Origin of the sequence: Salmonella sp. 741265050_HSA (assembly GCF_046569445.1) — a bacterium.
Classification (GTDB): Bacteria; Pseudomonadota; Gammaproteobacteria; order Enterobacterales; family Enterobacteriaceae; genus Salmonella; species Salmonella enterica.
The window spans coordinates 257,336-271,408 of the sequence record NZ_JBKFSV010000002.1 but is presented as its reverse complement, the minus strand read 5'-3'; the positions used below and the strand labels follow the sequence as shown (position 1 = coordinate 271,408).

Here is a 14,073-nt window from a genome sequence, read left to right as displayed (position 1 = left end):
TGGCGCTGGTGCTCATCCGGCATTTTGGATCAATGATATCCCATCATCTGCGCGCCAATGACGACCACGCTGGACATAATAAACAGTAGTCCCAGCAGCGACGCCCCCACTTTCAGCCAGTTGCGAAAATCGACCCGGCACACGCCCAGCGTGGCCATCAGCGAGGCCGATGTCGGATAGATAATATGGCTGAAGCCATCGCCAAACTGGAAGGCCAGAACAGTCACCTGACGGTTAACGCCGACCAGATCGCCGAGCGGCGCCAGTAATGGCATGGTTAACGCCGCCTGGCCCGAACCGGACGTGACAAAGAAATTAAATACCGCCTGGAAGAGCAGCATAAACCAGGCGGCGATAGCATTATTAAGCCCGCTGATGCCATGCGCGATACTGTTAAGCAGCGTATTGAGCACGCTGGGTTCCCCGGCTTCGCCGTTGCCGACCAGCAGCAGAATGCCTTTGGCAAAACCCACCAGCAAGGCGGGCGCGATCATCATCCTCGCCCCTTCGGTGAATGAGGACGCCATCACGTTGACCGTCATACCGTTGAGGCGGAAGATAACGCCGATGAGGCCGATCACCACGCCCATGGTGAAAAACTGGCTGGCGATCTCCGGAATAAACCAGGCGTGGACAATCACACCCCAGACGACCCAAATCATTACGCCGGTCAGGACCAGCAGTACCAGCCAGTCACCGAAGGTGAAAGGGCGCTGGACGACTTCATCCTGCTGTTCGCGGAAATAGCGATCGGATTCGTGGACGCGGGAAAGCAGCGGATTCTTTTTCACGCGTGAGGCGTAGACCAGCGTAAAAACCAGCCCAATCAGCGTGGCGACAATCCAGACCACAATACGCAGCCCGGAGCCGGAAAGTACCGGCACGCCGGCAATCCCCTGGGCGACGACTACGCAGAAAGGGTTCATCCACGAACTGGCAAAGCCAATTTGGGTGGCGATATAGGTCACCAGGACGGTGGTAATGCTGTCATAGCCCAGCCTGACCATCAGCGGGGCTATGATAATTGCAAAGGCGACCGCCTCTTCGCCCATGCCAAATACGGCGCCCCCTAACGAAAAGAGGACAAATAGCACCGGAATAAACAGGACTTCGTTGCCCCGCGTGTGGCGAATAAGCGCCAGAATGCCGTTATCCACGGTGCCGGTACGCATCACGATGCCGAATGCGCCGCCAATCACCAACATAAACATAATAATGCCGACGGCAGTGCCGAATTTCGATCCGGATGTTAACCCTTCAAACGGAAAATTCATCAGCCCTGGTCTTTCATCGCCGGTAGTGAAAAATTGTACGCGATGATACTGCGCTTCCCCGGCCTCATTGGTCACAATGCGAAAAGAGTGCGGGTCGACGACTTTGCGGGTTTTTGTCTGGCCATCGATCTGATACTGCACTTCCTGGCTATCAAACATCCCAACGGGGACGACCCAGGTGGCGATACTGGTTAAAATGGCGACAAAAAAGATGATGACCAGCGTATCGGGCATTGCCCATTTTCTGGCTGTTTTTGATTCTGTAACGACAGACATGACAGACTATCCCTGTTGCAAAGCAAAGAGGCTAAGTATGAGAAGAAGGGAATAGTTATTCATTGATGCAGCGCAGTTAAGCAAAAAATTCCGCTTTGCAGGGTAAATAGCAGAATGCCGGATGGCGATGCTAACGCGTCTTATCCGGCCTACAACGGTATTTCACCTGTAGGCCGGACAAGGCGTTCACGCCGCCATCCGGCATTAGCTTTTACTGTTACTGCTGCTGTTGAGAAGCCTGGATTGCCGTCAGGGCGATGGTGTAGACGATATCGTCAACCAGCGCGCCACGGGACAGGTCGTTCACCGGCTTGCGCATACCCTGCAGCATCGGCCCGATGGAGATCAGGTCGGCAGAACGCTGTACCGCTTTGTAGGTGGTGTTACCGGTGTTCAGATCCGGGAAAATGAACACGGTAGCGCGACCCGCAACCGGCGAGTTCGGCGCTTTGGATTTCGCTACGTCAGCCATGACCGCGGCGTCGTACTGCAACGGACCGTCGATCATCAGGTCAGGACGTTTTTCCTGCGCCAGACGCGTCGCTTCACGTACTTTCTCTACGTCGCTGCCCGCGCCAGAGGTGCCGGTGGAGTAGGAGAGCATTGCCACACGCGGTTCGATGCCGAAGGCAATGGCGGAATCCGCAGACTGAATCGCGATTTCTGCCAGCTGCTCTGCAGTCGGGTCTGGGTTGATTGCGCAGTCGCCGTAAACGTAAACCTGCTCCGGCAGTAGCATAAAGAACACAGAAGAGACCAGGGAGCTACCTGGCGCCGTTTTAATAAGCTGCAGCGGCGGACGGATGGTGTTGGCGGTGGTATGAACCGCGCCGGAAACCAGGCCGTCGACTTCGTCTTGCTCCAGCATCAGCGTGCCGAGCACCACGTTGTCTTCCAGCTGCTCGCGGGCAACCGGTTCGGTCATGCCTTTGCTCTTACGCAGCTCAACCAGGCGAGCGACATAGCTTTCACGCACCACTTCCGGATCGACGATTTCAATACCTGCGCCCAGCTCAACGCCCTGAGATGCCGCGACACGGTTGATTTCATCCGGGTTGCCCAGCAGTACGCAAGTGGCGATGCCGCGTTCAGCGCAGATTGCCGCCGCTTTGACGGTACGCGGTTCGTCGCCTTCCGGCAGCACTACGCGTTTACCGGCTTTACGCGCCAGCTCGGTCAGTTGGTAGCGGAACGCCGGCGGAGAGAGACGACGGCTACGCTCGGAAGTGGCGGTCAGCGACTCGATCCACTCAGCATTAACGTAGTTCGCGACGTATTCCTGAACTTTCTCGATGCGCTCATGGTCATCAACCGGGACTTCCAGATTGAAGCTTTGCAGGCTCAGTGAAGTCTGCCAGGTGTTGGTGTTCACCATAAAGACCGGCAGACCGGTGGCGAATGCGCGTTCGCACAGTTTAGAAATGCGCGCGTCCATTTCATAGCCGCCGGTCAGCAGCAGGGCGCCGATTTCTACGCCGTTCATCGCGGCCAGGCAAGCTGCGACCAGTACGTCCGGACGGTCAGCGGAGGTCACTAACAACGATCCTGCGCGGAAATGTTCCAGCATATGCGGAATACTACGCGCGCAGAACGTGACGGATTTAACGCGGCGGGTTTTGATATCGCCTTCGTTAATGATGGTGGCGTTCAGGTGACGCGCCATATCGATAGCGCGGGTCGCAATCAGGTCGAAACTCCACGGCACCGCGCCCAGAACCGGCAGCGGGCTGGATTCCTGCAGTTTAGCAGGATCGATTTTGATCACCTGCGCTTTGGAAGAGTCGTCAAAGATCTCCGACAGATCCGGGCGAGTACGGCCTTGTTCATCAACCGGCGCATTCAGTTTGTTGATGATAACGCCGGTGATGTTGGTGTTTTTCGCGCCGCCGAAGCTGCTGCGCGTCAATTCGATACGCTCGTTCAGCTGTTCTGGCGTGTCGGTCCCCTGAGACATGACAAAAACGATTTCCGCATTCAGCGTTTTCGCGATTTCATAGTTCAGAGACTGAGCGAACTGATGTTTACGGGTCGGAACCAGACCTTCAACCAGCACCACTTCCGCGTCTTTGGTATTCGCATGGTAGTTCGCGATGATCTCTTCCATCAGCACGTCTTTCTGGTTGCTGGAGAGCAGAGATTCAACGTGGCTCATCTTCAGCGGTTCAGCCGCCGGCAGGGTAGAGTTCGCGCGAACGATAGTGGTGGTCTGGTCAGGCGCATCGCCGCCAGCGCGAGGCTGGGCGATAGGCTTAAAGACGCTCAGACGAACGCCTTTGCGTTCCATAGCACGGATGACGCCGAGGCTGACGCTGGTCAGGCCGACGCTGGTTCCGGTAGGGATCAGCATAATAATACGGGACACGGTTTATCCTCTTTCGTTACCGTCTTTTGGAGACGGGTTACAAAACAGCACCGCCAGCGAGGCTGGCGGTGTCAAATCAGGCAGTCAGACGGCTCGCGTCCTGCGCGATAACCAGTTCTTCGTTGGTTGGGATCACCACCGCTGGACGGGTACCTTCTTTGTTGATGAAACCAGATTTGCCGAAGCGGGCCGCCAGGTTACGTTCGTGGTCGACTTCAAAGCCCAGCACGCCCAGTTTACCCAGAGACAGTTCGCGAACCATCGCGGCGTTTTCACCGATACCGCCGGTGAACACGACTGCATCCAGACGACCGTCCATCAGAGCGGTGTAAGAACCGATGTACTTCGCCAGGCGGTGGCAGTAAACGTCCATCGCACGTTTAGCGTCTTCTTTGGTGGCGTAGTTGTCTTCAACATAACGGCAGTCGCTGGTCACTTCAGTCAGACCCAGCAGACCGGACTCTTTGGTCAGCATTTTGTTGATCTGATCCACGCTCATGCCCAGAGTGTCGTGCAGGTGGAAGATAATCGCAGGGTCGATATCGCCGGAACGGGTACCCATGACCAGGCCTTCCAGCGGGGTCAGACCCATAGAGGTATCCACGCATTTACCGTTACGGATAGCGGAAACAGAACCGCCGTTGCCCAGGTGGCAGGTGATAATGTTCAGTTCTTCTACCGGCTTGTTCAGCATTTTTGCCGCTTCCTGAGTTACATAGAAGTGGCTGGTGCCGTGTGCGCCATAGCGACGAACGCCGTGTTCTTTATACAGGCTGTACGGCAGGGCATACAGGTAAGATTCTTCCGGCATGGTCTGATGGAAGGCGGTGTCGAATACTGCAACGTTTTTATCTTTCAGCTGCGGGAAAGATTTCAGCGCTTCGGCGATACCAATCAGGTGAGCCGGGTTATGCAGCGGTGCGAAAGAGGCGGAATCTTTGATGCCCTGAATGACGGACTCATCAATGACTACGGAACTGGTATACTTCTCGCCGCCGTGTACGATACGGTGACCAATTGCAGTTAACTGCGCAGACAGTTCTGGTTTTTGTGCCAGAATAGTGTTAACGATAAAGTTCAGCGCTTCACTGTGAGCGGCGCCTGCACCTAAAGCCGCTTCTTGTTTACTGCCGTCCATTTTCCATTTGATGCGTGCTTCTGGCAGATGGAAACATTCGGCTAAACCAGAAAGGTATTCATCACCATTAACTGCATCAATAATTGCAAATTTCAGTGAAGAACTACCGCAGTTCAGAACCAGTACTAACTTACTCGACATGGAAGTACCTATTTATGATACGTGGCTAAAAAAACGTCAGTGAGCCATAGAGCGTAGCGCATGATAGCCCTGACATTTATGATTAACATCATGCGCAGGAGTTTTTTTGGGCATGATGGAAGAAATACCTTTGAGTCTATGCCATTTTGCGTATTTTTCAGCCAATGGCATACTATGTGTAATATTGACGACTCAATGATTTTAAACTACCGGCCTTTGACAGGCCGACACAGGATACCTGATAGTGGGTATCGAAGACAAAATGTTTTGAACGTTGTCCCTCGCAGTTGTTGTTTTGCACAAATTTTTTAAATTTTATATGTGAAGTTGAGGTAGGCCATGTCGACACCGGATAATCGCTCCGTAAATTTTTTTAGCTTATTTCGCCGGGGGCAACACTACGCGAAGACGTGGCCGATGGAAAAACGGCTGGCGCCCGTTTTCGTCGAAAACCGCGTCATTCGTATGACGCGCTATGCCATACGATTTATGCCGCCTGTCGCCGTCTTTACATTATGCTGGCAGATAGCGCTGGGCGGTCAGTTAGGTCCGGCCGTGGCGACCGCCCTGTTCGCCCTGAGCTTGCCTATGCAGGGATTATGGTGGTTAGGGAAACGTTCCGTGACGCCGTTGCCGCCTTCAATCCTTAACTGGTTTTACGAAGTTCGCGGTAAATTGCAGGAGGCTGGACAAGCGCTGGCGCCGGTAGAAGGAAAGCCGGATTACCAGGCATTAGCTGACACGCTTAAGCGCGCCTTCAAACAACTGGATAAAACTTTCCTGGATGATTTGTAATTGACCCCGGATTACGCATATAAAAGAAGGCATACCAATGCCTTCTTTTTTTCATCGCCATAGCGTGATACAGGAGTTCAAAATGGAAATGACCAACGCGCAACGTCTGATTTTGTCTAACCAGTACAAAATGATGACGATGCTCGATCCCACCAACGCCGAGCGTTACCGTCGCTTACAAACAATTATTGAACGCGGCTACGGCCTGCAGATGCGCGAGCTGGATCGCGAGTTTGGCGAGCTGACGGAAGAGACCTGTCGTACCATCATCGATATTATGGAGATGTACCATGCGCTGCACGTCTCCTGGACCAACCTCAAAGATACGCAAGCCATCGACGAACGTCGCGTCACCTTCCTGGGGTTTGACGCCGCGACGGAAGCGCGTTACCTCGGCTATGTCCGTTTTATGGTGAATATAGAAGGACGCTACACTCACTTTGACGCCGGGACGCACGGCTTTAATGCCCAGACGCCGATGTGGGAAAAATACCAGCGGATGTTGAATGTCTGGCATGCCTGCCCGCGTCAGTACCACCTGAGCGCGAATGAAATCAATCAAATCATTAATGCCTGAGGAGGCTCGCGTGCAGTGTAAAGGTTTTCTGTTTGATCTGGATGGAACGTTGGTTGACTCATTACCTGCCGTCGAACGCGCGTGGTGTAGCTGGGCCGATCGTTTTAACCTTGCTCATGATGAGGTGCTGGGCTTTATTCATGGCAAACAGGCGATCACCTCGTTGCGGCATTTTATGGCGGGTAAATCGGAGGCGGAAATTGCCGCTGAGTTTACGCGCCTGGAGCAAATAGAAGCCACTGAAACCGCAGGGATCACCGCGTTGCCGGGGGCAGTCGATTTACTCAATCACCTGAATAAAGCGGGCATTCCGTGGGCTATCGTCACCTCCGGTTCAATGCCGGTCGCGCGTGCGCGCCATCAGGTCGCGGGCCTTCCAGCGCCAGAGGTGTTTGTCACCGCCGAACGAGTCAAACGCGGCAAACCGGAGCCGGATGCGTATTTGCTGGGCGCACAACTGCTTGGCCTGGCCCCTCAGGAGTGCGTCGTAGTAGAAGATGCCCCGGCTGGCGTGCTGTCCGGACTGGCTGCGGGCTGCCACGTCATTGCGGTCAATGCGCCGGCCGACACGCCGCGTCTGGCGGATGTTGATTTTGCGTTGGATAGCCTGACGCAATTATCGGTCGCTAAACAACCAAACGGCGATGTGGTGGTGTTAAGAAAGACCTGATCATGATATCGCCCCGCTTTGGCGGGGCATATTTATGGCAGAATCTCGTTATCTTCTCATCTGACAAGGATATGTTGTGAACGGTGAATTGATTTGGGTTCTCTCTTTACTGGCGATTGCCGTCGTGTTGTTTGCGACGGGCAAAGTACGTATGGATGCGGTGGCTTTATTCGTCATTGTTGCTTTTGTCCTTAGCGGTACCTTGACCCTTCCGGAAGCCTTCTCCGGCTTTAGCGATCCGAATGTCATTCTTATCGCCGCCTTATTTATTATTGGCGACGGCCTCGTGCGCACCGGCGTTGCTACGGTGGTCGGTACCTGGCTGGTTAAAATGGCGGGCAGCAGTGAAATCAAAATGCTGGTTTTACTGATGATCACTGTCGCCGGACTTGGCGCTTTCATGAGTTCAACCGGAGTGGTGGCGATTTTTATCCCCGTTGTTCTTAGCGTTTCTATGCATATGCAAACCTCGCCTTCGCGCCTGATGATGCCGCTGAGTTTTGCCGGGCTTATCAGCGGAATGATGACGCTGGTGGCGACGCCGCCGAACCTGGTGGTTAACAGTGAACTGCTGCGTGAAGGCCTGCACGGGTTCAACTTTTTTAGCGTGACGCCGCTGGGGATAGTGGTGTTGGCGCTCGGCATTGTTTATATGCTGGTGATGCGCTTCATGCTAAAAGGCGATGCGCCCGGACAACAGGCCGGTAAGCGGCGCACTTTCCGCGATCTTATCCGCGAGTACCGTCTGACGGGGCGCGCTCGCCGTCTGGCGATTCGCCCCGGTTCGCCAATGGTGGGACAGCGGCTGGACGACCTTAAACTGCGCGAACGTTACGGCGCCAATGTCATCGGCGTTGAACGCTGGCGGCGCTTTCGGCGGGTTATCGTCAATGTGAACGGCGTATCGGAGTTTCGCGCTCGCGACGTTCTGCTGATTGATATGTCGGCGGCGGAGGTTGACCTCAGAGAGTTCTGCGCCGAGCAACTGCTGGAACCGATGGTATTGCGTGGAGAATATTTTTCCGATCAGGCGTTGGATGTCGGGATGGCGGAAATTTCGCTTATTCCGGAGTCTGAACTGATTGGCAAGTCGGTGCGTGAAATCGCTTTCCGTACACGTTACGGGCTGAATGTGGTCGGCCTGAAACGCGACGGCGTCGCTCTGGAAGGGTCGCTGGCCGATGAGCCGTTATTGATGGGCGATATCATTCTGGTCGTGGGGAACTGGAAGTTAATCAGCCTGCTGGGGCAAAAAGGCCGCGACTTTGTGGTGCTGAATATGCCGGTCGAGGTCAGCGAAGCCTCGCCGGCGCACAGCCAGGCGCCGCACGCCATTTTCTGCCTGGTACTGATGGTGGCGCTGATGTTGACCGATGAAATTCCCAACCCGATCGCGGCGATTATCGCCTGCTTGCTGATGGGAAAATTTCGCTGTATTGATGCTGAAAGCGCGTATAAAGCGATCCACTGGCCGAGTATTATCTTGATTGTGGGTATGATGCCGTTTGCGCTGGCGTTGCAAAAAACCGGCGGCGTCTCTCTGGTCGTGCAAGGGTTAATGAATATCGGCGGTGGCTATGGGCCGTATATGATGCTGGGATGCCTGTTTGTGCTGTGCGCCGTCATAGGACTGTTCATTTCTAACACGGCAACGGCGGTGCTGATGGCGCCGATTGCGCTGGCGGCGGCGAAATCGATGGAGGTGTCGCCCTATCCGTTTGCGATGGCGGTGGCGATGGCGGCATCCGCCGCCTTTATGACGCCGGTTTCATCGCCGGTGAATACTCTGGTTCTGGGGCCGGGAAACTATAGCTTTAGCGATTTTGTGAAGCTTGGCGTGCCGTTCACGCTTATTGTGATGGCGGTTTGTATTGTGATGATTCCGATGTTGTTTCCGTTTTAACCCAGGCTGGAAAAGGCCTGATGGCGCTACGCTTATCAGGCCTACGGGAAGAACGGTAGGCCGGATAAGGCGTTAGCCGCCATCCGGCAACTAAAGCGGTGAATCCTGGCTAATTTCATCCAGAGAAAGATGGAAGCTCGGGACAAACACCGCCATAAAATAGTCCATCTCCTGGCTGCGACGTAATTCCAGCGTTTTTTCCAGCCGCGTTTTTGCCAGTCCAAACTCATTGTTTCCCGCCGATAGCTCCTCCAGGCATTTCAGGTAGGCGCAAAGCGCATCGGCCTGTTTTACGATTGCCTGTTCTTCTTCGCTCCAGGCATTCTCATCAATAAGCGGTGCGAAAATATCGCGTAATTCATCCGGCGCCATATCAACCAGCTTTTGCTGGGCGATTTTTTCGATCGCTTTATATTCCTGAGCTATCTGGGAATTAAAATATTTTACCGGCGTCGGTAGATCGCCGGTCAGTACTTCCGAGGCATCATGATACATCGCCAGAAGCGCGATGCGTTCAGCATTGAGCTGACCGCCAAATTTACGGTTTTTTATCGCCGCCAACGCATGGGCGACCATCGCCACCTGCAGACTATGTTCGGAGACGTTTTCCGTACGCACGTTACGCATCAGCGGCCAGCGGTTAATCAACTTCATGCGGGAGAGATGGGCGAAAAAATGGCTCTGCTTCATAGATTACCTTTTGTTTTCACTGCGGCAGACTTCATTGTGCGGGGAGGGAGATGAAGATGCAATTCAGGCTACCGAAGTAGCCTGAATTTAAGATTATTGATGGTAACCTGAGAGGAAACGCCCAAAACGGTTGATGGCCATCTCCAGGTCATCTTCACGCGGTAGCGTCACAATGCGGAAGTGATCCGGCCACGGCCAGTTAAAGGCGGTACCTTGCACCAGCAGCACCTTTTCCTGTAGCAGGAAGTCCAGCACCATCTTCTGGTCGTCGTGAATATTAAAACGTTTAGCGTCGATCCTGGGGAACATGTACAACGCGCCGCGCGGTTTTACGCAGGAAACGCCGGGAATATCGTTAATCAACTCCCAGGCGCGGTTACGCTGTTCATACAGTCGACCGCCCGGCAGAATAAATTCGCTAATGCTTTGATAGCCGCCGAGCGCGGTCTGAATAGCATGTTGCGCCGGGACGTTGGCGCACAGGCGCATTGAGGCTAACATCTCCAGCCCTTCAATATAGCCCTTCGCATGTTTTTTCGGTCCGTTCAGCACCATCCAGCCCTGGCGGAAGCCGGCGACGCGATAGGTTTTAGACAACCCATTAAAGGTGATGGTCAGCAGATCAGGCGCCAGTGCGGCGATAGAGTGATGCTCGGCATCGTCATAGAGAATCTTGTCATAAATTTCATCGGCGAAGATGATGAGATTATGCTCGCGCGCAATGTTGACAATTTCCATCAACAATTCTTTAGAATAGACGGCACCAGTAGGGTTGTTTGGATTAATAATGACAATACCACGCGTACGTGGGGTGATTTTGGCGCGGATATCGTCAAGGTCCGGGAACCAGTCGGAAGATTCATCGCAAAGATAATGTACCGCCTTGCCGCTGGAGAGCGATACCGCCGCTGTCCATAACGGATAATCGGGCGCGGGAACCAGCATTTCATCGCCACTGTTAAGCAACGCCTGCATCGCCTGAACGATCAGCTCGGAAACGCCGTTACCGATATAGATATCTTCCACGGTTACATCGCGCATTCCACGGGCCTGATAATGCTGCATAATCGCTTTACGGGCGGAATAAAGCCCTTTCGAGTCGCAATATCCTTGCGCCGTCGGCAAATTACGAATGACATCGACCAGAATTTCGTCCGGCGCTTCGAATCCGAAGGGGGCGGGGTTGCCGATATTCAGTTTAAGAACTTTATTACCTTCTTCCTCAAGGCGTTTCGCTTCTTTCAGAACGGGGCCACGAATGTCATAACAGACATTTTCGAGTTTGCTGGATTTTTCAATGGGGGACATGAATCTTGACCTTTTAGCTGTTATTGCCACTCCCTGCCGTGGAAGTCAGCACGAAACAATGTACTCCCACGACGGTGAGTTTTGAAGAGTGAACAGAAGAAGATTTTGTTTATTTTTAACGCGCTTTCGTGCTGTTTAAAACTTCATAAAATCATTTGGTTAGATGCATTTTCTATTTTTGTCTGTATGTATAGTGTTTTATTCTATATGATTGCGCGTAATGTGGTTTTTTATGTTGTCAGAAATTATCTGTTTTATGAGAGATAAGCATTCATCATTAGTGTCGCGCTGGCTATTTCGGAAATACTGAGTATTAAAGGTAAAATGAGAAGGTTAGACCTTTCCGGCGGCGGGGGGTGTGAAACTATTGTTAAGTATAATTAATGAATGGTAGAAATCTTAATTAATTATTATTTAATATTTAAAAAGCATTTACTAAAGTCGTAATAATATCTTTCTGATCCGATTAGTATAACATATCCAAGGTTAAGATTATTCGTAATAATACTTATAAATATAGCGGTTTTAGGTTAAGATAATGATCCGAAACGGGGGCGTAGTCTGCGTTGTCTGCTAATTATCATGACGCGATTTTATACATAACCTATTGTTCAATATATTGTTTTTGTATCTGTGCGTCTCGGTAAACTATTTGACGCTGTTACAGGATTTACACGTCCATCATTAGCAGAAATCTGTAGACGCCTAAAGGTATGACACATTCTCTTTGATATATCCCGATCAGTTGCATTTGGTATTATATCAGTAAGTAAGAGAAGTGTTTTGGTCGTATTTTCAATTACATTCTAACATTTACCTGGGTAACCAGGCGGTACTGCGAAGGATGCACATTACAAATGGAATTGCTTGTTTCTGAATGCACAGCATTAACCAGGTCAGCCCGATATGACCCGCCAGTAAGTGAAAAATTATGATAAATGCAAATCGTCCGATAATTAACCTCGATCTCGATCTGCTGAGAACGTTCGTGGCCGTTGCCGATCTGAACACCTTCGCCGCGGCGGCGGCGGCGGTATGTCGTACTCAGTCTGCGGTCAGTCAGCAAATGCAGCGTCTTGAGCAACTCGTGGGAAAGGAATTGTTCGCCCGCCATGGCCGTAACAAACTTTTGACCGAACACGGTATCCAGCTTCTGGGGTACGCCAGAAAAATCCTGCGTTTTAATGATGAGGCGTGTTCATCATTAATGTTCAGTAATCTTCAGGGAGTGTTAACAATTGGCGCTTCTGATGAATCAGCTGACACTATCCTGCCTTTTTTGCTTAGCCGAATCAGCTCGGTTTATCCGAAACTCGCGCTTGATGTACGGGTAAAACGCAACGCCTATATAGTGGACATGGTTAAATCGCAGGAAGTAGATTTGGTGGTGACGACTAACCAACCTCATTCGCTGGACTGTCTGAATTTGCGGACCTCGCCCACCCATTGGTATTGTGCGGCTGAGTATGTTTTGCAAAGGGGAGAGCCCGTACCATTAGTCCTGCTGGACGATCCCAGCCCATTCCGCGATATGGTGCTGGAGACGCTAAATGCAGCGGGTATTCCCTGGCGGCTGGCCTATGTGGCGTCTACTTTACCGGCGGTACGCGCGGCCGTTAAAGCCGGTCTTGGCGTAACGGCTCGACCTGTCGAAATGATGAGTCCCGACCTTCGCGTGCTGGGCGCCGCAGACGGATTACCGCCTTTGCCGGATACGGAATATCTGTTGTGCCGCGATCCCAATAGCCAGAACGAGCTGGCGATGGTGATTTTCCATGCGATGGAAAGCTATCAAAACCCATGGCATTACAACCAGTTTTCTGCAGAGGGCGGAGATGATCCGCTGATGGTGGAAGGGGGTTTTGAGTAGCTCGCAGGCAAAAGGCGCTAAGTCGTAAATGTAAAAAAGAGCCGCTGGCGATGAAAAAACGCTCAGTGGCTCTTTTTTTGTGCCCATCTGTACGCGCTTAACCGCACAAATTGTAAAAGTTGCGGTAAATCAGCCAGTAGCGATTCGCAGTTCAATGTGGGTAAAAAGTAACCAGAACATCCATTTTATGAATTTGCATGTTAAAAAACTAGAGAAATTGTTGCTGTTTTAGGGGGTGAATTAACAAAAGCGTGTCACAGATCAAGAAAATACTCCCATTTAGGGGGAGGCATCTTCACAAATTCCTGTCAAAATAGGTGTGTGTTATTTCTTTTGCTTCACAACGGACACGATTCAACAACATAAAATCCCCCTGGTCGAAGAGTCATTTTCTCCAGGATGGCACTTAATGTTAATGATGATGAATTGATGTAAATTAATGTGAAGGAACTTTTGTTAAAGTTGACAAAAGGTTATAGAAAGGAGTAAAAAACCACATCAATTAGCTGTTTTTATCATTTTCTACAGTAATTGTAGGGTTTTTTTTATTCCTCCCCATGAATCGATGTGGCGCCCATCTGCCGTAAAGAGCAGAGAAACTGGCGCTACTTTTGATGAGTAAGCAATGAGTATGTCAACATCCACTGAAGTCATCGCTCATCACTGGGCATTCGCTATCTTTCTTATCGTTGCCATTGGCCTGTGCTGCCTGATGCTGGTAGGCGGTTGGTTTTTGGGCGGTCGCGCACGCGCGAGGCACAAGAACGTTCCGTTTGAATCAGGTATTGACTCGGTCGGCACCGCCCGCTTACGCCTGTCTGCCAAGTTTTACCTGGTAGCCATGTTCTTCGTTATCTTCGACGTTGAAGCGCTGTATCTGTTCGCATGGTCAACTTCTATCCGCGAAAGCGGCTGGGTTGGCTTTGTGGAAGCTGCAATTTTTATTTTTGTGTTACTGGCTGGTCTGGTTTATCTGGCGCGTATTGGCGCGTTGGACTGGACGCCCGCGCGTTCACGCCGCGAGCGTATGAACCCGGAAACGAACAGTATCGCTAATCGTCAACGCTAA

Annotated in this window: 12 protein-coding genes; 7 read left to right on the top strand and 5 right to left on the bottom strand. The window is 52.0% G+C overall.

The genetic code is table 11. The features are described 5' to 3' along the window. Nucleotides 1-29: 29 nt before the first annotated feature. The 3 genes from yfcC to ackA all read right to left on the bottom strand — a co-directional run bounded on the left by yfcC (nucleotide 30) and on the right by ackA (nucleotide 5,191). Nucleotides 30-1,550: a putative basic amino acid antiporter YfcC gene (yfcC, locus tag ACLD4F_RS06925; protein WP_031607580.1), complete on the bottom strand. Its 1,521-nt coding sequence runs from the start codon at nucleotides 1,548-1,550 to the stop codon at nucleotides 30-32. Between the two features lie 217 nt (nucleotides 1,551-1,767). Then, on the bottom strand, nucleotides 1,768-3,912 hold the full coding sequence (pta, locus tag ACLD4F_RS06920) for a phosphate acetyltransferase (RefSeq protein ID WP_000086692.1): 2,145 nt from the start codon (nucleotides 3,910-3,912) through the stop codon (nucleotides 1,768-1,770). Nucleotides 3,913-3,988: 76 nt separating this feature from the next. Further along, a complete protein-coding gene (ackA, locus tag ACLD4F_RS06915; protein ID WP_000095689.1) occupies nucleotides 3,989-5,191 on the bottom strand; it encodes an acetate kinase in 1,203 nt (400 codons plus the stop codon). 339 nt (nucleotides 5,192-5,530) lie between these two features. Between ackA and yfbV the strand changes: the two genes are divergently transcribed. The 4 genes from yfbV to ACLD4F_RS06895 all read left to right on the top strand — a co-directional run bounded on the left by yfbV (nucleotide 5,531) and on the right by ACLD4F_RS06895 (nucleotide 9,136). Next, nucleotides 5,531-5,986 carry a terminus macrodomain insulation protein YfbV gene (gene yfbV, locus ACLD4F_RS06910; protein ID WP_000106617.1) on the top strand — a complete coding sequence of 152 codons (456 nt, stop codon included), beginning with the start codon at nucleotides 5,531-5,533 and terminating at the stop codon, nucleotides 5,984-5,986. Nucleotides 5,987-6,068: 82 nt separating this feature from the next. Then, the gene (locus tag ACLD4F_RS06905; RefSeq protein WP_000426135.1) at nucleotides 6,069-6,563 is read left to right on the top strand and encodes a YfbU family protein; all 495 of its coding nucleotides are present in this window, start codon (nucleotides 6,069-6,071) and stop codon (nucleotides 6,561-6,563) included. Further along, complete coding sequence (locus ACLD4F_RS06900; RefSeq protein ID WP_001555201.1) at nucleotides 6,556-7,233, top strand: sugar phosphatase; 678 nt, start codon at nucleotides 6,556-6,558, stop codon at nucleotides 7,231-7,233. The genes ACLD4F_RS06905 and ACLD4F_RS06900 overlap by 8 nt, the downstream gene beginning before the upstream one ends. Before the next feature lie 76 nt (nucleotides 7,234-7,309). Beyond that, nucleotides 7,310-9,136, top strand: coding sequence for an SLC13 family permease (locus tag ACLD4F_RS06895; protein WP_080095243.1), 1,827 nt, complete (start codon nucleotides 7,310-7,312; stop codon nucleotides 9,134-9,136). 90 nt (nucleotides 9,137-9,226) lie between these two features. Here ACLD4F_RS06895 and yfbR read toward each other — a convergent pair whose 3' ends face one another. Then, nucleotides 9,227-9,826, bottom strand: a complete 600-nt coding sequence (gene yfbR, locus ACLD4F_RS06890) for a 5'-deoxynucleotidase (RefSeq protein WP_000813882.1) — start codon at nucleotides 9,824-9,826, stop codon at nucleotides 9,227-9,229. Between the two features lie 93 nt (nucleotides 9,827-9,919). Continuing rightward, the gene (gene alaA, locus ACLD4F_RS06885; RefSeq protein WP_000074540.1) at nucleotides 9,920-11,134 is read right to left on the bottom strand and encodes an alanine transaminase AlaA; all 1,215 of its coding nucleotides are present in this window, start codon (nucleotides 11,132-11,134) and stop codon (nucleotides 9,920-9,922) included. Between the two features lie 931 nt (nucleotides 11,135-12,065). Here alaA and lrhA point away from each other — a divergent pair. From lrhA to nuoA, 3 genes are all read left to right on the top strand, one after another. After that, nucleotides 12,066-13,004 carry a transcriptional regulator LrhA gene (gene lrhA / locus ACLD4F_RS06880; protein WP_023210387.1) on the top strand — a complete coding sequence of 313 codons (939 nt, stop codon included), beginning with the start codon at nucleotides 12,066-12,068 and terminating at the stop codon, nucleotides 13,002-13,004. A gap of 79 nt (nucleotides 13,005-13,083) precedes the next feature. Continuing rightward, complete coding sequence (locus tag ACLD4F_RS06875; RefSeq protein WP_080203483.1) at nucleotides 13,084-13,236, top strand: hypothetical protein; 153 nt, start codon at nucleotides 13,084-13,086, stop codon at nucleotides 13,234-13,236. 393 nt (nucleotides 13,237-13,629) lie between these two features. Next, on the top strand, nucleotides 13,630-14,073 hold the full coding sequence (nuoA, locus tag ACLD4F_RS06870; protein WP_000062993.1) for an NADH-quinone oxidoreductase subunit NuoA: 444 nt from the start codon (nucleotides 13,630-13,632) through the stop codon (nucleotides 14,071-14,073).

Bases quoted from the DNA above. Each gene is read 5' to 3' on its own strand.
- yfcC (WP_031607580.1), bottom strand. From the start codon at position 1,550: ATGTCTGTCGTTACAGAATCAAAAACAGCCAGAAAATGGGCAATGCCC.
- ackA (WP_000095689.1), bottom strand. From the start codon at position 5,191: ATGTCGAGTAAGTTAGTACTGGTTCTGAACTGCGGTAGTTCTTCACTG.
- yfbV (WP_000106617.1), top strand. From the start codon at position 5,531: ATGTCGACACCGGATAATCGCTCCGTAAATTTTTTTAGCTTATTTCGC.
- ACLD4F_RS06905 (WP_000426135.1), top strand. From the start codon at position 6,069: ATGGAAATGACCAACGCGCAACGTCTGATTTTGTCTAACCAGTACAAA.
- ACLD4F_RS06900 (WP_001555201.1), top strand. From the start codon at position 6,556: ATGCCTGAGGAGGCTCGCGTGCAGTGTAAAGGTTTTCTGTTTGATCTG.
- yfbR (WP_000813882.1), bottom strand. From the start codon at position 9,826: ATGAAGCAGAGCCATTTTTTCGCCCATCTCTCCCGCATGAAGTTGATT.
- alaA (WP_000074540.1), bottom strand. From the start codon at position 11,134: ATGTCCCCCATTGAAAAATCCAGCAAACTCGAAAATGTCTGTTATGAC.
- lrhA (WP_023210387.1), top strand. From the start codon at position 12,066: ATGATAAATGCAAATCGTCCGATAATTAACCTCGATCTCGATCTGCTG.
- nuoA (WP_000062993.1), top strand. From the start codon at position 13,630: ATGAGTATGTCAACATCCACTGAAGTCATCGCTCATCACTGGGCATTC.